13 protein-coding genes are annotated in these 21,725 nt (G+C 75.2%); 9 read left to right on the top strand and 4 right to left on the bottom strand.

Features of this window, described 5'->3' with window-relative positions; genetic code table 11:
* Positions 1-71 precede the first annotated feature (71 nt).
* Both AB0J72_RS22055 and AB0J72_RS22060 read left to right on the top strand, forming a co-directional pair.
* A complete protein-coding gene (locus tag AB0J72_RS22055) occupies positions 72-638 on the top strand; it encodes a TerD family protein (RefSeq protein WP_363401471.1) in 567 nt (188 codons plus the stop codon).
* Entirely contained in the window at positions 635-1,828 is a 1,194-nt protein-coding gene (locus AB0J72_RS22060; protein WP_363401473.1) for a hypothetical protein, read from the top strand. Before AB0J72_RS22055 ends, AB0J72_RS22060 begins: the two co-directional genes overlap by 4 nt.
* On the opposite strand, the gene AB0J72_RS22065 is transcribed toward AB0J72_RS22060, so the two are convergent.
* Positions 1,774-2,541 (bottom strand): CGNR zinc finger domain-containing protein, encoded by a 768-nt coding sequence (locus AB0J72_RS22065; RefSeq protein WP_363401475.1) that lies wholly within the window; start codon positions 2,539-2,541, stop codon positions 1,774-1,776. The genes AB0J72_RS22060 and AB0J72_RS22065 overlap by 55 nt on opposite strands.
* A gap of 79 nt (positions 2,542-2,620) precedes the next feature.
* Here AB0J72_RS22065 and AB0J72_RS22070 point away from each other — a divergent pair, with 79 nt between their 5' ends.
* Positions 2,621-4,228 carry an aminotransferase class I/II-fold pyridoxal phosphate-dependent enzyme gene (locus AB0J72_RS22070; RefSeq protein ID WP_363401477.1) on the top strand — a complete coding sequence of 536 codons (1,608 nt, stop codon included), beginning with the start codon at positions 2,621-2,623 and terminating at the stop codon, positions 4,226-4,228.
* A complete protein-coding gene (locus tag AB0J72_RS22075; RefSeq protein WP_363401479.1) occupies positions 4,200-5,057 on the top strand; it encodes an oxygenase MpaB family protein in 858 nt (285 codons plus the stop codon). The genes AB0J72_RS22070 and AB0J72_RS22075 overlap by 29 nt, the downstream gene beginning before the upstream one ends.
* Here AB0J72_RS22075 and AB0J72_RS22080 read toward each other — a convergent pair.
* From AB0J72_RS22080 to AB0J72_RS22090, 3 genes are all read right to left on the bottom strand, one after another.
* Positions 4,999-5,646 (bottom strand): hypothetical protein, encoded by a 648-nt coding sequence (locus AB0J72_RS22080; protein WP_363401481.1) that lies wholly within the window; start codon positions 5,644-5,646, stop codon positions 4,999-5,001. The two genes, AB0J72_RS22075 and AB0J72_RS22080, sit on opposite strands and share 59 nt — an antisense overlap.
* Positions 5,647-5,662: 16 nt before the next feature.
* Positions 5,663-6,895: a sugar efflux transporter gene (locus AB0J72_RS22085; protein WP_363401483.1), complete on the bottom strand. Its 1,233-nt coding sequence runs from the start codon at positions 6,893-6,895 to the stop codon at positions 5,663-5,665.
* 158 nt (positions 6,896-7,053) lie between these two features.
* Positions 7,054-8,262: an ROK family protein gene (locus AB0J72_RS22090; RefSeq protein ID WP_344504613.1), complete on the bottom strand. Its 1,209-nt coding sequence runs from the start codon at positions 8,260-8,262 to the stop codon at positions 7,054-7,056.
* Positions 8,263-8,576: 314 nt separating this feature from the next.
* Between AB0J72_RS22090 and AB0J72_RS22095 the strand changes: the two genes are divergently transcribed.
* The 5 genes from AB0J72_RS22095 (at position 8,577) to AB0J72_RS22115 (ending at position 21,704) form a co-directional block, all read left to right on the top strand.
* Positions 8,577-9,473, top strand: a complete 897-nt coding sequence (locus AB0J72_RS22095) for a DUF4132 domain-containing protein (RefSeq protein ID WP_363401485.1) — start codon at positions 8,577-8,579, stop codon at positions 9,471-9,473.
* 85 nt (positions 9,474-9,558) lie between these two features.
* On the top strand, positions 9,559-14,355 hold the full coding sequence (locus tag AB0J72_RS22100; RefSeq protein ID WP_363401487.1) for a hypothetical protein: 4,797 nt from the start codon (positions 9,559-9,561) through the stop codon (positions 14,353-14,355).
* Positions 14,352-15,542, top strand: coding sequence for an AAA family ATPase (locus tag AB0J72_RS22105; RefSeq protein ID WP_363401489.1), 1,191 nt, complete (start codon positions 14,352-14,354; stop codon positions 15,540-15,542). The genes AB0J72_RS22100 and AB0J72_RS22105 overlap by 4 nt, the downstream gene beginning before the upstream one ends.
* Positions 15,526-19,620 (top strand): DUF5682 family protein, encoded by a 4,095-nt coding sequence (locus AB0J72_RS22110; RefSeq protein WP_363401491.1) that lies wholly within the window; start codon positions 15,526-15,528, stop codon positions 19,618-19,620. Before AB0J72_RS22105 ends, AB0J72_RS22110 begins: the two co-directional genes overlap by 17 nt.
* The gene (locus tag AB0J72_RS22115; protein WP_363401493.1) at positions 19,617-21,704 is read left to right on the top strand and encodes a hypothetical protein; all 2,088 of its coding nucleotides are present in this window, start codon (positions 19,617-19,619) and stop codon (positions 21,702-21,704) included. The genes AB0J72_RS22110 and AB0J72_RS22115 overlap by 4 nt, the downstream gene beginning before the upstream one ends.
* Positions 21,705-21,725 lie beyond the last annotated feature (21 nt).

Consider the following 21,725-nt stretch of genomic DNA (forward strand, 5'->3'; position numbering starts at 1 on the left):
AGCGGAGCGACCGCTCACCATGGGCGCAGTGTTGGGTCAGGCCGGCGCCGGAGCGCAGCGGAGGTGACGGCATGACCAAGGAGATGAAGCGGGGGGCGAACGTCACGCTCACCCGGGAGATCCCCGACCTGCGCGGGGTGGTGCTGGGCGTGCAGTTCTCCGCGGGCCTCGAGCACGTCCTCACGGACAACATCGTGGTTGCGGCGATCCTGTGCCGGGGTGACGGGGACGCCGTCTCCGAGCGGCACTTCGTGTACTTCAACCAGCTCTCCTCGCCGGACCTGTCGGTGCAGCAGCTGCGCGAGGTCGTCGGCGAGGACCACGACCAGATCGAGGTCGACCTCATGGCCGCGCCGGCCGAGGTCACGCGGATCGTCATCGTCATGTACGTCAACGAGGGCACCGCGGTCCGCCGCACCCTCGGCCGGCTGAAGACCTGCGTCATCAGGGTCCTCAACCTCGACGGCAACGCGGAGCTGATCCGGTCGGAGAACCTCGCCCCCGCGCTGGACCTGGAGATGGGCCTGGCGCTCGGCGAGCTGTACCGGCACAGCGGCGGCTGGAAGTTCAAGGTCCTCGGCGACGGCTACGCCAACGGCGTCACCGCGCTCGCGGCCGACTACGGGATCCGGTTGTGACCGGCGCGGACGACCTGTCCTGGATCCGCCACCGCGCCGTTCCCGCCCGGACCGGCGCCACCGAAGACCTGTCCTGGATCCGCCACCGCCGCCTCCCCGCGACCGCCGCCTCGTCCGCGGACCTGGCCGCTCCCGCCCCGTCGGGCGACACGCCCCTGGACCTCTCCGGCCCGGCGGGCAGCACCTCCCTGGACCTCTCCGCCCCGGCCACGCCTCCCCCGGCGCCCGCCCGGGCCGGCGGCAGCACCTCGCTGGACCTGTCCGGTCCCGCCGCGCCGCCGCAGTCCGGCAGCACGTCGCTGGACCTCTCCGGGCCGGCCGCCCCGCCCGCGCGGCCCGGGAACACGTCGCTGGACCTGTCCGCTCCCGCCGCGCCGCCGCCCCCGCCGTCCGGCAGCACGTCGCTGGACCTGTCCGGGCCGACGCCGCCCCCGGCCGCGCAGTCCGGCGGCACGTCGCTGGACCTGTCCGGACCCACGCCACCCCCGGCCGCGCGCTCCGGTGGCACCTCCCTCGACCTGTCCGGTGGCGGCCCGCCGCCGCCGGCCGTCCAGCACGGCGGGACGTCGCTGGACCTGTCCGGCCCCGCCGCGCCGCGGACGCCCGTGCCGGCCGCTCCCCCGCCCGCGACGGCGTTCACCCCGCCGCGGACGAACCCGTCGGCGCCGACGGTGCTGGGGCCGCGGCACCCGTCGGTCATGCTGAGCCGGCTCCAGTCCGGGATCGGCGCGCTGACCTTCGAGGCAGCGTGGTCGCCGGACGAGGGGTTCGCGCTGGGCTGCGCGTTTCAGCTGGACTCCGGCACGTCGTCGGTCCTCAGGCCGGGCGAGACCTTCGGCCCGCTCACCATGGACCGCCGGGCCGGGCACCAGCGGCTCCGCTTGGACCTGCTGCACGGCCGGCAGCTGCGGCGGCTCATCATCTTCGGCATCCCCACCGCCGACCCCGGCCCCTACTGGGCCGGCACCCTGCTGATCAGCACCCACGGCCACGCCCGCGTCGAGGTGCCGGTCCAGCCCCCGCCGCCGGGCCCGACGGTCCTGCTGTCCCTCTACAACGTCGACGGCGAGATCGTCCTCCGCGCCGAAGCCCAGACGGTGCCGGGCCGCACCCGGGACGCCTGCCTCGCCTTCGGCTACGACCGCATCGCCTGGCGCGACGCCGACACCGCCATCCCACCGGCCGCCTGACCCCCACCGGCGCCATCACGGACGCCACCACCAACGCCACCACGGGCGCCACCCGCGCCACCGCCGACGCCACCTGCAACGCCATCAGCGGCACCACGGGCCCCACCCCGGCCCCGGCCACCGCCACCGCCACCGCCACCGCCACCGCCAGCAGTGTCGGCGCCGGCGGTCCGGCGGGCGCGGTACGAGGCCGCCTTGACCCTGTTGCCGCACTCCTCCATGCCGCACCAGGTGCGGTTGCCGGCCCTGGACCGGTCCACGAACAACCTCGTGCACTCGTCGAGGGCGCACTCCCGGACGGTGAGGGACCCGAGGGAGCCGAGCAGCTCGACCGCGGCGACCGCGACGGCGGCCCCGATCGACGCGCCCGCCGCCGACGGCGGCCCCGCCCGCCGGACCCCGCCCGCGGTGAGCGTCACCCTCGGCGCCGGCGCCACGGCCGCGGCATTCAGCGCGCGCAGGTCCGCCGGCGGCCACGGCTGCCCCGCCAGCCCCGCCACGGCGAGCCGGTAGACCGCTTCCCGCAGCTCCAGCAGTCCCGTGAACTCCACAGTGGACAGTCGGGGCGCGGTGGACAGTACACCGGCCGCCACCGCCCATCGAGCCGCCTCGGCCGGCCCGGTGAGGAGCTCCTCCGGGGCGGCCGAACGGCGCCACTTCAGCGTGCCGGCGAAGTCGAGCGCGAGGTCACCGCTGACGAACACGAACGTCACGTCACCACCTTGACAGGTGACGCGCCCCCGGCGCAAGGTTGGCGTCACCGGTCAAGCAGGTGACGCGAGAGGGACGGGCATGATCAGCGCCGAGGAGTACCTGTACTACACCGACCGCGCGCTGGACGGCATGGTCCGCATCGTCACCGAGCTCGGCGACGAGCGGGCCGGCCGCCGGCCGCTGCCCGGGGCCAACTCGCCGTTCGCGCTGCTGACGCACTGCCTGGGCGTGGCCGAGTTCTGGGCCGGGACGCTCGTCGCGGGCCGCCCCTCGGATCGCGACAGGGACGCCGAGTTCACCGCCGAGGGCCGCGTCGAGGACCTCCTCCAGAGGGTCGAGGCGGTCCGCGGACAGTTCGCCGAGGACGTGCGCGCCGCCGCGCCGGACGAGCCGATCCGCGGCACGCCGCCCGCCGGGTTCCAGGGGCCGGACCGGGTCGGCACCCAGGGCGCCGCGCTCCAGCACGTCTTCGAGGAGCTCGCCCAGCACCACGGCCAGATGGAGATCCTGCGCGACTGCATCGCGCCGCGACGCCCGGACGCCATCAGGGGCAGCGGCGTGAAGTGGGGCTCCACCGCGCCGGACACGATCGCCGCGTGGGTCGCCGACATGGACCTCGGCGTCGCCCCCGCGATCCGCGACGGCCTGCTGGACCTCGTGCACCGCGAGGACTTCGGCTACCCGTTCTGGCGCGGCGAGGACCCGGTCGTCGCCGCGTTCGAGGACTGGATGCGGCAGCGGCACGGCTGGAGCCCGCGCCCCGGCCGGACCCGGGTCTTCACCGACGTGCTGCAGATCCTGCAGGTGATGGTCGAGCACACGACCGCGCCCGGCGACGGGGTGGCGATCCACGTCCCGGCGTACCCGCCGTTCCTCGCCAGCATCCAGCGGGCCGGGCGGCGGATCGTGCCGCTGCCGATGCTCGACGACGGCGCGCGGTGGACGTTCGACACCGGGCGGCTCGCCGAACGGCTCGCCGGCTGCCGGCTGCTGGTGCTCGTCAACCCGCACAACCCGACCGGCCGGGTGTTCGACCGGGCCGAGCTGGCGGCCGTCGCGGCGGTCGCGGAGCGCCTGGATCTCGTCGTGCTCACCGACGAGATCCACGCCGACCTGGCGTACGAGCCGCACCGCCACACCCCGTTCGCGTCGCTGAGCGAGGAGACCGCCGCCCGCACGGTGACCGCGACGTCGGCGACGAAGGCGTTCAACCTGGCCGCGCTGCGGCTCGCCGTCGCGCACGTCGGCCCGCCGGCGGTGTGGCGGTCGCTCGACGCGCAGCCGATCGACCTCTACGGCACGCCCAGCATCGCGGGGAGGGTCGCGACGGTCGCGGCGTGGCGGGAGTCGTACACCTGGCTGAACCGCACCAGGGAGCTGCTGCGGCGCAACCGTGACGCCGTCGCCGCCCGCCTCCCGCACCGCGCGCCCGAGGCCACCTACCTGAGCTGGATCCCCTGGGGCGGCACGGATCCGGCCGGGCACCTGGAGCGGGCCGCGAAGGTCAGGCTGAGCCCGGGCGCCGACTTCTCCGCGGGCACGGCCGTGGACACCGCCGGGTTCGTCCGGCTCAACTTCGCCACCGGTCCCGGCGTGCTCGCCGAGATGCTGGACCGGCTCGAACCCGCGGCGGCGGAGTCTCCTAGACTGCTCGACCATGCGGGGGATCAGGAGAGGTCGATATGACAACCTGCGGCGCATCGAAGGCAGCGATCCGGAGGCCGACTACCTGCTGATCCACCAGCTCACGCTCCGCGAGGAGTTCCCCTGGGACATGCGGATGGCGTTCAACCTGGCCTTCAACCGGTCGTTCGCCCTCCCCCGCGTCGCCGCGGAGCTGGTGCGGACCGGGCGGGTCCTGACCGAGCCGCGCCGGCGCGCCGACGACACCGGCATCATCATGTACGAGATCCTCATGCACGGCTTCGAGCACCCCCGCGGCCGGCTGGCGCTGCGGCTGCTCAACGAGGCGCACCGGCAGGTCCCCGCCAGCAACGACGACAGCGTCTACGTCCTGGCCGCGCTGGTGGTCGTCCCGATGCGGTGGCTGCGGCGGTACGGCTGGCGCGCCCCCGCCGGGCAGGAGCGCGAGGCGGCCGCCCGGTACTACCGCGAGGTCGGCCTGCGGATGGGGATCCGCGACATCCCGGCCGGCTACGCGGCGTTCGAGGCGTGGTTCGACGCGTACGAGGCGGCCCACCTGCGGCACACCCCGGAGGCGGAGCGGATCGAGCGCGTCACCCGGGAGCTGCTGCGCGGCCGCATCCCGAAGCCGTTGCGGGGGGTGGCGGACGCGCTGATCGCGAGCCTCTACGATCCGCCGTTGCGCCGCGCGTACGCGGTGCCGGACCCGCCGGCGTGGGCGCGGATCGGGCTGCACGCGGTGCTGCGGTCGCGGGCGCTGCTGCTGCGGCTGGCGGGGCCGCGCACGACGCCGCTCTTCGCGGACGGGATCGTCACGAAGTCCTACCCCGACGGCTACGACCTGGCGAAGCTGGGCCGACCGTCGTCGTGACCGTCGTCGTCACTCTGGCCAGCGACGGGGTCCTGGGTGTGGAGCCGAAGCCGAAGCGCACCGGCGGGTCGACGGCCGTCAGGGGGCCCAGGTCGGCGCCGTCCCAGGTGGCGGTGGCGGCGACGATGCGGTGGAGGTCCTGGACGCCGTACCACTCGTGCCGGTTGTTGCCGGCGCTGCCGTGGGTCCGCACGCCCGGCTGGAGCAGGCGCGCGGGGCGGTCGATCGCGGCGATCCAGCGCGGGTGCCGGGCGAGGGCCGGCGGGACGCAGCGCAGGAGCGTGCCGAGCCACCCGCGTGCGCCGGTCGTGAACCGGAGGCTGAGCGGTCCGGCGTCGGCGGCCCAGGTCGTACCGACGCGGAGAACGGCGACGCGAACGACCTGGACGTCGTCGAACCGGTAGGTTCCGGCGACGAACTCGGCGAGGTCCGCGGTGCCGGCCAGCAGGACCCGTTGACCGTCGGGGCGCTCTACCATGACGTCGCTGACCGGGCCGAACGGGGAGCGGGGCCAGTGCCCCAGGACGAGCCGGGTGCCACCGCCGGTGCCGACGCCGGCGATCCAGCCGTCGAACCGCATGGTGGTCATCACGTCCAGTGTGCCGTCAGGCTTGTCCGGGTGTCGGCAGTGGTTCGGCGGGTTTCGGTCTGCGGTCGGCGTGCGGCTTGCGGTGGGCCGTCAGGAGCAGCACGGCGCCGGTGAGGCAGAGGGTCGCGGCGGCGGCGTAGGCGTAGCGGTAGCCGAAGTGCTGGGCGAGGCCGAACAGGGGGCCGACGAGGATCGCGGCGACCGGGTAGGCGTTGCCGGCGAGGGTCGCGGCGCGGCCGGGCTCGCCGGGCAGCATCTCCTGCACGTACGAGATGCCGAGGCCCTGCACGGCGGCGATGAAGCTGGCGTTGACCAGCTGGGCGGCGGCGACCTGCCAGGTGTGCACGGACGCCGTGACGAGCACGTAGTAGAGCACGCCGAGGCCGGCGCCGATGACGACCAGGCGGCGCAGCGGCCACCTCGTCGACAGCGCGCCGAACCCGAGCATCAGCGGGATCTCCAGCGCCGCGCACAGCCCGAGGACGAGGCCGGCGTCGCGCACCGAGCCGCGCAGGTCGTGGCTGAGGAACAGCGGCAGCGCCTGGACCCCGAGCACGCCGGCGGCCTGCACCAGGGTGAGCGCGGCGACGACCTGCAGCACCCTGGACGGCGCGTGCTCCGGCGCCTCGCGTTGCGGTTTCGGCGTCGGCGCGACGTCGCCCAGCACGAACACGGCGACGAGGACGGCGGCGGCGTACATGGTGGCCGCGCTCAGGTACAGGACGCGGAAGCCGCCGAGCTCGACGAGGAACGCGGCGGCGGGCGGGCCGGCGACCCACGCGATCGAGAACAGCATCCGCAGCGTGCTGATCGTCATCGCGGCACGGGTGGAGCCGCGCTGCTCCAGGGCCTCCCGGGCGTAGGCGAACGCCTGCGGGAAGAGCGAGCCGCTGATCGCGGTCACCGTCAACGTCAGCGCGAGCAGCACCCAGTAGTCGCGGACGAACGCGGTGGCGGTGGCGCTGACCCCGCCGGCGGCGGCCGCGACGGCGAGGACCTGCCGCCGCACGGCCTTCCTGTCCGAGAGGCGGCCGATGACCGTCGAGGACACGACCATCGACACCGGGCCGGCGACGAGGAAGGCTGCGACGTGCACCGGGTCGGCCTTGACGGCGGTGCTGAGGAACAGCGACACGAACGGGCCGACGATCGACGTGGACAGGCCCACGAACAGGAACATCACGCCGAGCGGCACCAGGACCTTGGGGGCCTTGCTGACAGGGGCGTCGGCCAGTGTGCTCGTTACCACGAGCTTGGACGTTACCGCTAAAGAAGGTTTCCGGAGGCGGCTTCGTGCTTTGGATCACTTGCCTTCGGCTGCGACGGTTTCCTGCTTGACGGCGCGGCGTTGTCGGCTTTCGTCAGCCGCGTCGGGCTTGTCGGACTTTTCAGAGGGCGTCGGACTTTTCAGAGGGCGGGGGCTGCCGCGGCGAAGGGGACGGTGTCGACGCCCAGGGCGAGCGCGACCCCGCCGAGGGCGGCGGCCCGCAACGACAGCGCACTCTGGGCGACCTCGACCGACGCCGCGGCGGCCGTGAACGCGGTCTCGGCCAGGCCGCGCTGGAGCGGCTCGCGCAGGATGTCGGTCGCCGCGCCGAGCTCGTCGCCGAGCAGGACCCGCTGCGGGTTGATGAGGTTGACGAGGTTGCCCAGCGCGTACCCGAGCTGGGTGCCGGCGTCGGCGAGGAGCCTGCGGCAACCGGGGTCGCCGGCCTGTGCGAGCGCGATGAGCCCGGCGAGGTCGGTCAGCTCGGGGTGCGACAGCCGGGCGTGGCTGAGCAGCGCCCGCCCGCCGACGGACAGCTCGACGCAGCCGCGGTTGCCGCACCGGCAGACCGGCCCGCGGGCGTCGAGGGTCACGTGGCCGAGCTCCCCGGCGGTCCCGGCGGCGCCCCGGTAGAGCCGGCCGTCCAGCACGATGCCCGCGCCGATGCCGGTGGCGAGCTTGACGTAGACGAGGTCGGCGCAGCCACGGCCGGCGCCCCAGACGTATTCGCCGAGCGCGGCGAGATTGGCGTCGTTGTCCACCCGTACCGGCAGCGAAAGGCGATCGGTGAGCTCGTCGGCGGGCAGCACGTCCGCCCATCCCGGCAGCATGCCGGGGGACCCTATACGCCAGTCGCGGGTGATCGGCGCCGGCACCCCGAGCCCGACGCCCACCACGTCGGCCCGGGTGGCGCCGATGCCGTCGAGGGCCGCGTCGACGAGCGTGGTGCCGAGGTCGAGCGCCTCGCGGGGCCGGTCGTCGATGTCGAAGTCGGTGCGGGACTGCCGCTCGGTGAGCACGGCGTGGCCGAGGTCGGCGAGCGCGACCCGGACGTGCCGGCGGCCGACGTCGACGCCGACCGCGATCCCGGCCCGGCGGGTCAGCCGCACCACGGAGGCCGGCCGGCCGCCGACGGGCTTGGCCGCGGCACCCACCTGCTCGCTGACGAGGTCGGCGCCGCCGAGGTCGGCGAGGGCCGAGGAGACCGTCGGGCGGGACAGGCCGCTGAGGTGGACGAGCTCCGCGCGGGTGCGTGGCCCGTACAGGCGCAGCGTCTCGGCCACCCTCCGGCCGGCGCCGCCGGTGTCGGGGTGCCAGAGGGTGTGAGGGTCGATGCGCTGGGCCACCACGGCGGAATCCTCATAGGACTCGCGTGTTCTGTCAAGGACTTACTGAAACTATCGCCCCAAACCGGTATGCAGCTTCGGTATTTGTCAGCTCTTGACAGAACTTGTTCGGCCGGTGGCTCCCGGCGAAATCTACACGCTTTTCGTTCGTCCACTGTGGACCTTTGGGAGGAACTTTCAGGTATCTATCCGGACGTCCCGGTCATTCCCGGTCACCGGCCGGTCCCACGGACGCAAAAAATGTCGCACCCGGTGACTAACGTGCCGGGGGTCAAGATGACGCAGGGACATTCGGACCCCGATGAGGCAGGGATCGCATGACGTGGCTGACCGCCGGCGGTGGCTATGAGGTCACCCTCGATGGCGGGCGCATAGCGTGCCGCAATGCCAAGGGCAAGCTGCTCAAATCCGTTCCGCCGGCGCTGAAGGACGACGCCGTCGTGTTCGGGCTCAAGCAGCTGCAGGAGTGGCTCGGCCGGCACGAGGCGCAGGTGCGCGAGCAGGTCGACCGGTGGATGGTCCGGTCACTGCCTGTGCCCGCCGAGGTGCTGGCGCGGGTCTGGGCCGACGAGGTGTGGCGGGCCGCGCTGACCGACCTCGTCGTCGCCGTCCTCGACGACGACGGCGCCTTCGACCCCGATGAGGTCGGCTTCCTGCGCGACGCGTCCGGCGGCGCGTCAGGTGGCGACGGCACGATCGGCATCGTCAACCTCGACGGTGAGACGGTGCGCCTGCCCGCGACGCGGGTCGCGATCCCCCACCCGGTGACCCTCGCCGACCTCGACGACCTGCGCGAGTTCGCCGCCGACCTGGGCGTGAAGCAGTCGGTCGACCAGCTGTTCCGCCAGACGTGGCAGCGCGGCGCCGACGTCGAGCCGACCGCGACCCGGGTCTCCGACTATGCCGGCGGGAAGTTCGCCGAGCTGCGGCACCTGACGGCGCGGTCCTCCTCGCTGGGCTATCCGGTGAAGGGCGGCTCCGCGATCTGCCGCGTGTTCGAGGGCGGGCGCACGGTGGAGGCGCGCAGCTGGGTCGGCTCCGACGACCCCTACTACGAGACCGAGACCGGCGACCTGGTGTTCGTCCGGGAGGACGGCACGTCGGTGCCGCTCGGTGAGGTCGGGCCGGTCGCCTGGTCCGAGGGCATGCGCATGGCCGCGGCGCTGTACGCGGGCCGGGTCGTCGAGGAGACCAAGGAAGAGGAGCAGGCATGAGCGGGCCGGAGCGCAGCGGAGGAGCCGCGAATCATGGACGCAGTGTTGGGTCAGGCCGGCGCCGGAGCGAAGCGGAGGTGACGGCATGACCGACGAGGCTCTGCTGGACGCCGGCGCGGTGCTGCCCTCCGCGGCGGGCGCGGCGCAGGACACGATCGACACGCTCACCACCCGGGCCTACCGGCACCCCGTGCTCGGCGACCGGACCGTGGTGCGGCTGGTCCCGGGCACGCTCGGCGCGGCCGAGGACCTGACCATGGAGTTCCTCGGGTTCGCCGCGCCCGAGTCCGTCGCCGAGGTCGGCGTCGTGCGCCAGCAGGCGCTCGGGTTCCCCGCGTGGGCGCTCGTCAACGACCCCGCCAACGGGCACCACGCCCTGGCCCTCGTGAAGGACATCGAGCGGCTCGTGCGGATCGCGAAGTCGCGGATCGGCCCGGCCCGCGACGGCTTCGTCGAGCTCGGCGACCGTCTCGCCCGCTCGGTGCCGCACTTCCTGCCGACGTTCTACGAGGAGGCCGCGCGGGCGTTCCTCGCCGCCGACAGCCCCACCTATGCGGCGTCGATGTTCGGCAAGGCCCGCGACGCCGAGCGGGCGTTCGCGCTGAAGATCGACGAGGACCGGCAGCACACGGTCTTCCTGGAGTTCGCGCTCGCCGGCGCGCTGACCGCGAAGGCCCTGTCGGCCTATGCCCGCGACCTCGCGGCGCGCGCCGACGCGGCGACGGCGTATGAGCGCTTCCGCCGCCTGTGCGTGGAGCGGACCCTCGGCGGCATGCCGCCCTACGCGTCGATGCACACCGACCTGCGGCGCCTCGCGAAGGCGGCGAAGCTCGGCCAGGACGAGGAGGAGGCGCTGCTACGGATCCTGCTCACCGCCACGTCGATCGTCCGCGCGCCCGGCGGCTTCTGGACGGCGTACCGCGCGACGCTCGTCTCCATCGCCCGGCAGGACCCCGCGGTCCGCGGCCAGCTGCTGACGATGTTCCCCGGCAACTGCCCCGACGAGACCTGGCTGGAGATCCTCGACGAGTCCGGCGCGACCGAGGCGCTCACCGGCCCCGCCGGCAGCGCGCCGGCCGAGGCCGAGCCCGCCGACGGTCCGGCCGGCTGGCTGACCCGGCTCGACCGGCACCGCTCCGGCTGGCGGCGCAAGCGGCTGGCGGCGCAGGCCGCGCTCGTGACCCGGATGGCGGAGCGGCTCAAGGCCGACGGCGCGCCGGTCGACCTGCTCTCCTCGCACTATGTCGACCTCGACGTCGCCGACCTGTGCCTGGAGCTCGGGGTGCCGCTCGGCGAGGTCACCGCCAACGCCCGCTGCGCCGTCGAGCAGTGGCTCAAGGACGACGCCGCGGGCCGCCGCGACCTCACCCACGTCGTCGCGCACCCCGACCTGCTGCCGAAGGTCGCGGCCAGCATCGAGGACCACCTGCGCCCGAGCTGGCGCAGCAGCGCCACGCAGCCCGAGGAGGTCGCGGCGGTCGTGGCGGTGCCGGGGCTGCGCACCGCGCTGCACTGGTGGATGGACGGGCTCGCCGACAGCGTCGTCGAGCAGGGCCTGCCCGGCATCGACGACCAGCTCAAGCGGCTCTCGCTCGTCGCCTGCCCGGAAGGTCTCGCGGTCAACCCGGAGGCGGTGCGCCGCATCACCGAGCACGACCTCGGCCCCGTCCTCGCCGCCACGCTGCGCGCCGGGGTCTTCGACGAGTACGGCTGGCCCGCCCTGGAGGCCGCCGTCGAGTCGCTGATCGGCGACAGCGCGATCGAGTCCGACGACGACACGTACGACGCGAAGGTGCGCCTGCTGCGCCAGTGGCCGCAGCTGGTGGTCCGCGCCGGTGACCAGGTCGCCGTCGTCGGCCCCGACGGCGTCGAGCTGGAGCACACGCTGCGCATCCCCACCGACCAGCGGCACTACGACTGGAGCACGGTCCTGCGCTTCGTCGACGGTCAGCTGCTGGTCAGCTGGGACAAGGGCGAGGAGCGCGCCGGCTACTGGAGCGGCACCGCCGACGACGTGTTCACCACGCCCGACGAGGCGTTCAACGCCAACACGTACCTGTCGCTCGCCCTGCCCGGCGGCGGCCGCACCGCCGGTGGCCGGCCGTTGCGCGTCGGCGACCGGTCCGCGCAGGAGCGGTCGGGTATCTGCGGCGACGGCCAGCACTACTGGACGCTCGCCCAGGTCGCCGACGAGAGCTGGCGCTGGCACGAGTTCGACCCGGCCACCGGCGCCGTCGGCCGGCCGTCGCTGCCGGCGTTCTTCGAGGCCGGCGCCGTCGACGGCCAGTCGCTCCAGCACGGCCGGTCCCGGCTGATGCCGGCGCCGCCGCAGGCCGCGTCCAGCCCGCTCGGGCAGCGCGACGGCCTCGTCGGCTGGCGCGTGCGCACCACCGATTCCGGCACGGAGGTCGGCACGGGCGTCGACGGCCGCACGTTCACGCTGCCCGAGAAGTTCGAGCGGGGCAACCGGCGGCACGGCCGGCAGATCGGCGCGATCCGGTTCCCGGGCTCCGACACCGTCTACGGCATGGTGTACCAGGAGTCGTGGCGGGACAACAGGATCGTGCTCTGCACCCAGGACGGCGCGGAGATCGCCACCCTGAAGACCAACCTGAAGCAGGACCCGTTCCGGGAGGGCACCCGCCTGATGCCCCCGCCGACCTACTGGCACTACCTGCGGGTCCGCGACGAGGCCGGCTCGGCGGCGCTGCGTGCCGTCACCGACGAGCAGGCGGCGCGGCTCCTCGCCGCCGTCGTAGACCTCGTCGGTCCCGACGCGAAGGTCGACGCCGACGCGGCGCGCAAGCTCGTCGGTGAGGCCTTCCCCGAGGTGGGCGCGGCGCAGCTCGTCGCCGGGATCGCCGGGATCGTCAAGCAGGCGGCCCGCTCCACGGCACGGCTCGTCGAGCTGACGACCGCGACCGCGGCGATCGCCGGCCAGGTGGTGCAGGAGGACCCCGACGCCCACCTGCCCGACGACCGCACGCTCAACTCGGCGCTGCATGGCCTGATCCCCAGCTGCTACGACTACAGCCACGTCGCGGCCAACCTGTACAGCAACGTCGGCGCCGTGCTCGTCGGCCGGGAGCCGCAGCGGCCGATCGCACCGATCGCGCAGCAGGCCGACCTCGACTGGTTCTACGTCGTCGGGGCACTGCCGGCCGTGCTGTACCGTGCCGTGGCGCCGCTGATCTCCGCCGAGCGCCACACCCACCTGCTCGGCCTGCTCGACGTGATCGCCGAGTCGGGGCTGCTCGCACCCGGCGGGCGGCTGCGACGGCTCTGGCTGAAGGCCGACGACCGGGCCGCGATGCCGAAGGTCGGCGACGTCATCGACGCCGGCGACCGGCGGCTGGTCGTGCTGCGCACCGACACCTCCGACGGCGAGGTCCAGGCGGTCGAGTACTCCCCCGGCGGCCGGTTCGGCGCGGTCGCCGGCCACGCCATCACCGCCGAGCACGTGCTCGACCCGGGCGGCTGGGACACCGAGCGGCTCACCGCGTTCGTCGCGACGGCCCGGGAGCGCGGCCGGCTGCCGTGGCGTCCCGAGCTCGTCCCGGCGGTGTCCGCGGCGGCCGGCATCACCCTCGCCGACGCGGCGGTCCTGCTCGCCGACCCGATCTCGGCCAAGTACTGGCAGGAGGACCAGCCGGCCGAGTGGGAGATCGACCCGGCCCTGACCGACGACGCGATGGAGGGTGCCGTCAGCGACCGCGACGCCCTCTCCCGCGCCGAGCGCCGCACGCTCGCCATGGCGATGCTGCCCTCGGACCCGTCCCTGCTGTGGACCGACGGGCCGTCGGTCGAGTCGATCGGCGCATGGCACGTGGCCCGGCACGGCACCCGGACCCCGCTCGACGACGCGCTCATCGTCGAGGTGCGCAAGGCCCGGATCACCTCCGGCGTCCGCGCGTCGGCGTTCGTGCACGGGCTCGCCAACCCCGAGACGTGCCGCTGGCTGCAGGGCACCGCCGACGAGGTCAGCCTCGACGACCTGCTCAAGGCCGTCACCCGCAGCATCCCGTGGCTGGTGCGGCGGCTCCCCGCCGGGCACGCCCTGCGCGTCAACCTGCCCCGGGTGCTCGACCTCGTCAAGCAACGCCTCGCCGACCCGGCCCTGGAGGTGCCGCTCGGCACCGTCTACGAGGACGACCTGACCGAGTTCATCGCCAAGATCGGACTGCCGGTCACCACCGACGGCACGGTCCGCGACGCCGGCCTCTACACGATCGTCCAGGACCGGCACTGGCCGCGGATCCTGCTGCGGCCGGCCCGGCTCGCCGGCCCCGACGACCCGCGGCTCGCCGCCCTGCTCGCCGAGCTCGGCAGCTCGCCGCGCTTCATCGTCGCGATGCGCGCGATCCTCAAGGGGCAGCTCGACGCGTGGGCCACGGCGGCGGCGTCGACCGTCACCGAAGGCGCCGAGGCGGACCACGACCCGTCCCGCTCCGCGCCCGACCTGGTCGCCGAGGTCGCCGCGAAGCACGGGCTCGGCGCCGACGCGGCCACGCTCTACCTGCAGCTGCTCGCCCTGCCCGACCCGACCGACCGCAACGCCGCGGCCTGGACGGGCTGGAAGCCGGCCCGCCTGAAGAAGGCCCGCGCCGAGCTCGCCGCGACCGACCTGGTCGTGGAGGCCAAGCGGGCGCGGGCCGGGCGGTCGCTGTTCCTGCCGGGCGGCTGGGTCGCGTTGTCCAGCCCGCACCTGCCGTTCGAGCTGTGGAAGCTGCCGCTCTTCATCCGCGACGGCGACGACGTCACCGGCCTGGGCGCCATCATCCCCGTCGCCCCGGCGCCGGACCTGTTCACCGTCGCCTGGTCCAGGGTCACCGGCGGCGACCACCCCCGCTTCGAAGAACTCACCACGAGAGGGCGTCGATGAGCACCACGTTGGAGACCGGGGCCCCCGCGGGGCTCGGTGCAGGTCCCGTCCGGCAGGTCGACCCGGCCGAGCACGCGCACGCGGGCGAGCTGGCGTTCCTGGCGGCACACGACGACGGCGCCCGGCCGCCCGGCTGGCGGCTGACGCCGCGGGCCGTGGTCACGTTCATCGTCGGCAGCGACGGCAAAGAGCTCACGCTGCCCAAGGGCGCCCGCGGCGACGGGCTGCCCGCGAAGCTGGCGATCACCCGGAAGTTCGTCGGCGACCGGGCGCTCGTCGAGCGCTGCGTCGTCACCCTCGCCGGCGAGCGCGGGCTGCTGCTCGTCGGCGAGCCCGGCACGGCCAAGTCGATGCTGTCGGAGCTGCTGTCCGCGGCGGTCTGCGGCACCAGCGAGCTGGTCGTGCAGGGCACCGCGGGCACCACCGAGGACCAGCTCCGCTACGGATGGAACTACGCGCTGCTCCTCGCCGGCGGCCCCACCCCCGAGGCGCTCGTGCCGTCGCCGATCCTCACCGCGATGCGGGCCGGCGCCGTCGCCCGCGTCGAGGAGATCACCCGCTGCCTGCCCGAGGTCCAGGACGCGATGGTGTCGATCCTGTCGGACCGGCGGATCGCGGTGCCCGAGCTGTCCGGCACCGCGGGGGCCACCATCCACGCCGCGCCCGGCTTCACCCTCATCGCGACCGCGAACCTCCGCGACCGCGGCGTGTCGGAGATGTCCGCCGCGCTCAAGCGCCGCTTCAACTTCGAGACGGTCGGCCCGATCCCCGACCTGGCCGCGGAGACCGCGCTCGTCGGCCGCCAGGCGAGGGCCGCCCTCGACCGGGTGCGCACGCCGTTCGCCGTCGACGAGGCGGTCCTCGAGGCGCTGGTCACCGCGTTCCGCGACCTGCGGGCCGGGCGGTCGGTGGAGGGCTGGGAGGTCGAGCGCCCCTCCACCGTCATGAGCACCGCCGAGGCGGTCGCCGTCGCCACGTCCCTGGGCCTCGCCGCCGCCTACTTCCCGGGCGACCGCGACGTCCTGTCCCTGCTCCCCGCCCACCTGCAGGGCGTCGTGTGCAAGGACGACCCGGCCGACGGCGCGAAGCTCCTCGGGTACTGGGACGGCGCCGTCCGCCGCCGCGCCGAGGAGGGGTCCCGGCTGTGGACCCAGCTCTGGGAGCTCCGCGATGTCCTCCAGTCCTGACCTTCATCCCGACGACGCTGACCTTCCGAGCAGCGGCGGGCTTCCGGGCGAGGGCGGGCTTCCGGGCGAGGGCGGGCTTCCGGTCGAGGGCGGGCTTCCGGTCGAGGGCGGGCTTCCGGTCGAGGGCGTCGCGGCCGGGATTCCGGAGCACGGGCTTTCGGACGGTGACGCTCCGGACGGGGCGTTGCGGGCGCTTGCCGAGTCGACGGCGCCGTACCTCATCGGGGTGCGGCACCACTCGCCGGCACTGTCCGCCGTGATGGACGACCTCCTGGACGCGGCCCGGCCGGAGGTGCTGCTGCTGGAGCTGCCGGCGGAGTTCGCGGACTGGCTGCCGTGGCTGGCCGACCCGGCCACCACGGCGCCGGTCGCCCTGGCCGGGGTCGCGGGCCCGAGCGGGTCGGCGGCGTTCTACCCGTTCGCGGACTTCTCGCCGGAGCTGGTCGCGGTGCGCTGGGCGGCCCGCAACGGCGTCGAGGTCATCCCCTGCGACCTGCCCCTCGCCGACCGCGCCTGGCACGAGGACCTCCCGGGCGACGACCCTGCCCCCGAGGTCCCCGGCCTGGACGCTCCCGCCTCGGACGGCCCACCTTCGCCCGGGTCCGCTCCACCTGCGACTGCTCCGAGCGGGACGGCTCCTGACGGGGCGGCGCTCGACGGGGCGGCGCTCGACGAGGCCGCTCCAGGCGGGGCGGCGCTCGACGGAGCCGCTTCAGGCGGGGCGCCCCTCGGCGGGGCTGCTCCGGACGGAACGACCGCCGACGGGTCGACCGTCGATGGGGTGGCTCCGAGCGGGGCGGCCGCTGGTGGACGGCCGGTGGTCGCCGCTGTCGCGCCCGAAGGGATGCGGTTCCTCGGTGATGCCCTTCGGCGGGCCGCGACGGGGCGGCCCGACGAGGACATGTGGGACCGGGTCGTCGAGGCCCGGTCCCCCGGCGCGGCGCCCGAGGCGGTGCGGCGGGCCGCGCTGCTCGTCGGGTGGGCGATGCGGCACGACACCGGCAACGACGTCACGGCACTCGACCTGCGGCGCGAAGCGTGGATGCGCCGGCACCTCGTGGCGCTCGAAGGACGCCGGGTCGCCGCGGTGGTCGGGTCGTTCCACGCGTGGGCGCTGCTCGACGTCGACAAGGCGGTCGACGATCCGGCGCCGCACCGGGCCGCCGCGAGCGCCCGCGTCGCCGCCGCCGGCACCGGCGTGTCCCGGGCGGCGAAGCGGGGTGACGTGGTCACGTCGCTGGTGCCGTACGCGTTCTCGTTGCTGGACGCCAGATCCGGCTACCCGGCCGGGATCCGGGACCCCCGGTGGCAGCAGGCGGTCGTCGCGGCGGGCGGGCGGCCCGAGGCGGTGGAGCACGCGGCGTTGAGCGCGATCGTCGAGGTCTGCGCCAGGGTACGGGCGGCGGGGCACCCGAGCGGGCCGGCGGAGGCGCGGGAGGCGTTCCGGCTCGCGACGGACCTCGCGCGGCTGCGGGCGCTGCCGGCGCCGGGCCGGGGCGAGATCGTCGAGGCGCTGCAGAGCGTCATCGCGCACGGGGAGGTGCTCGGGCGGGGACGGGTCGTCGCGACGGCGATGGAGCAGGTGCTCGTCGGCGACGACCAGGGGGTGCTCGCGCCCGGAACGCCGCGGTCGGGGCTGCGGCCGGCGGTGGAGGCGCTCGTCAAGGAGCTGCGGCTGCCGGTCGCGGGTGAGAAGGCGCGGGACATGCGGCTCGACTCGCTGCGGTCCGACCTCGACCGGCGGCGGGAGGTGACGCTGCGGCAGCTCGAGGTGTGCCGGGTGCCGTACGGGGAACGGGTCGCCGTCGAAGGGGCCGGCGGCGCCGACGCGCTGACGACCCGGTGGACGGTGCAGTGGGTGCCCGGGACCGAGGCGATGCTGGAGCTCGCCGGCATGCGGGGCGTCACCCTCGCGCAGGCGGCCGAGGGCACGCTGCGGCACCGGCGCCGCACCGAGCAGGACGACAACGGGCCCACGTCGGCGCAGCTGATCGACGGGCTGGCGGTCGCGGCCGGGTGCGGGCTGGTCGCGCTCGCGCGGGAGCGGGTGGCCGAGGTCGCGGCGGAGGTCCCGGCCGCGGCGAGCCTGGACGAGCTGATGGCGGCGCTCGCGCTCGTCGACCGGCTCGACCGGGGGCACGTCCCGGGCCTGCCCGCCGGCGTGCTCGACGGGCTCGGGCAGGTGATCGAGTCGCTGGAGTCCGCCGCGGTACGCCAGGTCGACGGCCTCACCGGCTCGGAGTCCGTCGACGACGTGCGGGCACTCGTGGCACTGGCCCAGCGGGCCGACGCGGCCGGGGTCGGGCTGCGGCTCGCCGGCGCGGTCGAGCGCCTCGTCGCTGACGGCAGCCCGGTCATGTCGGCCGCGGCGGGTGCGGTACAGGTGATGCTCGGCCTCGAGGAGCCATCGGCGCTGGGGGTCCGGCTGGCCTCGTGGGTCGACGCCGCTCGTGCCGACGAAGGACGCCGCAAGCTGCTCGGCCACCTCCGCGGGCTGCTCACCGCGGCCGAGCCGCTGCTGCAAGCGGGTGAGGAGATCCTCGGCGGGCTGCTCGACCGGGTGGAGACCCTGCCCGACGACGACTTCCTGTCCCGGCTGCCGGCGTTGCGCGGCGGTTTCCAGGCGGTCAGCCCCGCGGGGCGGGACCGGCTCCTGGCCGTCGTCGAGCAGCGCCTCGGCGACGCCGGGACGGCCCGCGACATCGGCGACGCGTCGGCCGAGGATCTGCTGGTACGGCTGCTCGCCGACCGGGCCGGAGCGGCAGCGCTCGCCGCGTACGGGCTGACGGTCCCCACCGCGGCACCGGCCACGGAGCCCGCGAAGTCCGGCAGCGCCGAACTGGGGCAGCCCGCGGAGACCGGCGGCCTCGAAACGGGGCAGCCCGGGGAGACCGGCAGCGCCGAAACGGGGCAGGGCACGGAGTCCGCGGACTCGGGCAGCACCGAGACGGGGCAGGCCGCGGAGCACAGCGGGCGCACGTTGTCCACAGTGGACCGGTGGCGGTTGTTGCTGGGACGGCGGTCGGAGGCGCTCGGGCCCGGGGCCGCGCGGTACGCCACCGCGCTCGACGAGCTCTACGGTGCCGGTACCGGCGAAGGGGCGCGGGCCGATGCCGCCGGGCGGGCGGGGCGGGAGGCGCCGTTCCCCGGTGTGCGGGAGTGGGCGGAGGAGCTGACAGCGTTGTTCGGGCCGGGCATCCGTGAGGAGGTCCTCGCCCGTGCCGCGGAGTCAGGGCGGCGGGAGGCGGCGATGCTGCTCGACCCCGATGCGGTGACGCCGTCGGTCGAGCTGCTGCAGACCGTGCTGTCGCTGGTCGGCGCGATGCCCGAGGCGTCGGTGGCGCGGCTGCGGCCGCTGGTCGCGCGGATCGTCGAGGAGCTCACGCGCCAGCTGGCGACGCGGCTGCGGCCGGCGCTGGCGGGGATCACGACGCCGCGGCCGACCCGCCGGCCGGGCGGGCCGCTCGACCTGCCGCGGACCCTGCGGGCCAACCTGGCCACGACCCGCCGGGACGAAGACGGCCGGGTGCAGGTCATCCCGGAGCGGCCGGTGTTCCGCACCAAGGCGCGCCGCGGCGTCGACTGGCGGCTCGTCCTCGTCGTCGACGTGTCCGGGTCGATGGAGGCGTCGGTCATCTGGTCGGCGCTGACCGGGGCGATCCTCGCCGGGGTGCCGGCGTTGACGACGCACTTCGTGGCGTTCTCGACCGAGGTCGTCGACCTCACGGACCGGGTCACCGACCCGCTGGGGCTGCTGCTCGAGGTCCAGGTCGGCGGCGGGACCCACATCGCGGCCGGGCTGCGGCACGCGCGGTCCCTGGTGACCGTGCCGTCGCGCACGCTGGTCGTGGTCGTCAGCGACTTCGAGGAGGGGTACCCGCTCGGCGGGCTGCTCGCGGAGACGCGTTCGCTGGTCGAGTCGGGGGCGACCGTGCTGGGCTGCGCGAGCCTCGACGACGCGGGCCGGCCCCGGTACTCGGTGTCGGTGACGTCGCAGCTGGTCGCGTGCGGCATGCCGGTCGCCGCGTTGAGCCCCCTGGAGCTGGCCCGCTGGGTCGGGGAGAAGGTGCGCGCATGACCACGGCGAGCGGCGGACTGCCGCCGGTGGCGGAGGCGGTGCTGGTGGCGGCGGTCGACGCGCTGCCGGCCAGGCTGCGCAAGAAGGTCGACGAGGCGGTGACCCGCTTCGCGGCGCTGCCGGTGACCGAGGCGGACGGGACGTTCACCGTCGCCGTCGACGACTCGACCGCCGTCACCCTGGTCACCGACGGCGGGGTCGTCCGGTCGGCGGACGGGGCGACGTGCAGCTGCCTGCTCGCCCCCAACTGCCTGCACCGGGCGGCCGTGCTGGCGCTGGCTCCCGCCCACGTGGAAGGAGATCCGGCCCCGGCCGGCGTATCACCGCCCGACGCCGATGCGGAACAGCCCGTCACGGCGCAGGCTGCCGGGGAACAGCCCGTCACGGAGCGGGCGGTCGCGGAGCAGACTGATCCGGAACAGCCCGTCGCGGCGCAGACGGTCGCGGGGCAGGCAGTCTCGGCGCAGGCAGTCTCGGCGCAGGTGGTCTCGGCGCAGGCAGTCTCGGCGCAGGTGGTCTCGGCGCAGGCGGCCGTCGTGCCGGAGGTGGAGGAGCCGGGTGAGGCGTTGACGGTGCAGCAGCGGGCGGCGGTCGAGCACCTGTGGCGGGCCGCCGTCGACGTGCTCGCCGCCGGGCTCACCGGGTCGGGGACGGTCGCGCGGACCGCGTTGCTGCGGGCGGCGCACGAGGGGCAGGCGTGCAAGGTGTACCGGCCGGCGGCCGCCGCGCGGGTCGTCGCCACGCTGCTCCAGGCGGCGCGGACCGGCGACCCCGACTTCCGGCTGGGTGACCTGACGGCCGCGTTGCAGGAGCTGATCGGGGTCCTGCAACGCCTGCGGTCGGAGGGCGCACCGTCGGGAGGGCTGCTCGGGGCGGCGCGGCGCGCGTACGACCTGCAGGGCAGCCTCAGGTTGCACGGGCTGTGCACGACGGCGGTGCTCGCCGACTCGGGGTATGCGGGGGTCGTGACGTACGTCGTGGACCGCGACGGCGGGCTCTGGATGATCGCCGACCTGATGCCCGGTGACGCCAAACGGGCCGCGAAGGCGGGCAACGCGACCGTCGCGCTCGGGGAGACCGCGCTGAGCCACCGGGCGCTGACCCGGGCGGGTCTCGTGGTGTCGGGGGCGACGGCGTCGGCGACCAGGCAGCTGGGTGCGGGCAGGTCGGTGCGGGCGGTGACGGCGACCGGGTGCGGCTGGCACGAGGAGCCCCTCGCGGGGCTGTGGGCGGTGCCGCTCGCCGAGCAGGTGCACCGCGCGTTCGCGGCGCTCGGACAGCCGGTGACGGACCGCCGGGCCGGTGACGACCTGGTGTTCCTGACGGTCCGCATCGAGGGCACCGACGGCGACGCCGTGCACGCCACGACCACGGCCGGCACGGCGGCCTCCGGCGGCACGACGACCTCCGGCGCAGCGGCCTCCGACGGCGCAGCGGCCTCCGACGGCGCGGCGGCATCCGGCGGCACGGCGTTGACGTTGCGGGTCGCGGACGACTCGCCTGCGCTCGGGTACCGCGACAACCTGCGGCTGCTCGGCCGCGCCGCCGGTCTCGAGCTGCTCGTGGTGGCGCGGCCCGACCCGTCGCGGCCGGGGACGGTGCTGCCGCTCGCGGTCGCCCCGGTCGACGGCACCGGCTGGAACCTGCCCGCGGGCCAGGGCGGGCACGTGGACCTGGCGTTCGACCGGCTCCACAGCAGTCACCTTCCCCAGTCCCACCCGCTGCTGCCGGAGGCGGGCGCCGGTCGTACACCTGCCGCGAACACCAACAGTGATCCGGTGCTCCGGCTGTTGGCCGCGCAGGTGGAGCGGACGGTGTCGGGCGGGCGGACCGTGCACACGTTCGCGGCGGGGCGGGGACCGTCCGACGCGACGAGGCTGCGGCGGGCCAGGTTCGACGCCGGGGCGGTGCTGCTCGACCGGTTGACGGAGGCGGCGTGCACCCGGCCCCGGGACGCGTTCGGCCGGCTGTCGGGCGACGACGGCAGCGCGTTCGCCCAGGCGTGGCTGGCGACGGCGGTCTACACCGACGCCGCGACCCGCGCCGTCGCCGAGGCGACCTGGTTACCGGCCGGCACCGGGTAGCGGCGTTGCCGGGCGGCGCCG

Origin of the sequence: Dactylosporangium sp. NPDC049742 (assembly GCF_040674675.1) — a bacterium.
GTDB classification, from domain to species: Bacteria; Actinomycetota; Actinomycetes; order Mycobacteriales; family Micromonosporaceae; genus Dactylosporangium; species Dactylosporangium maewongense.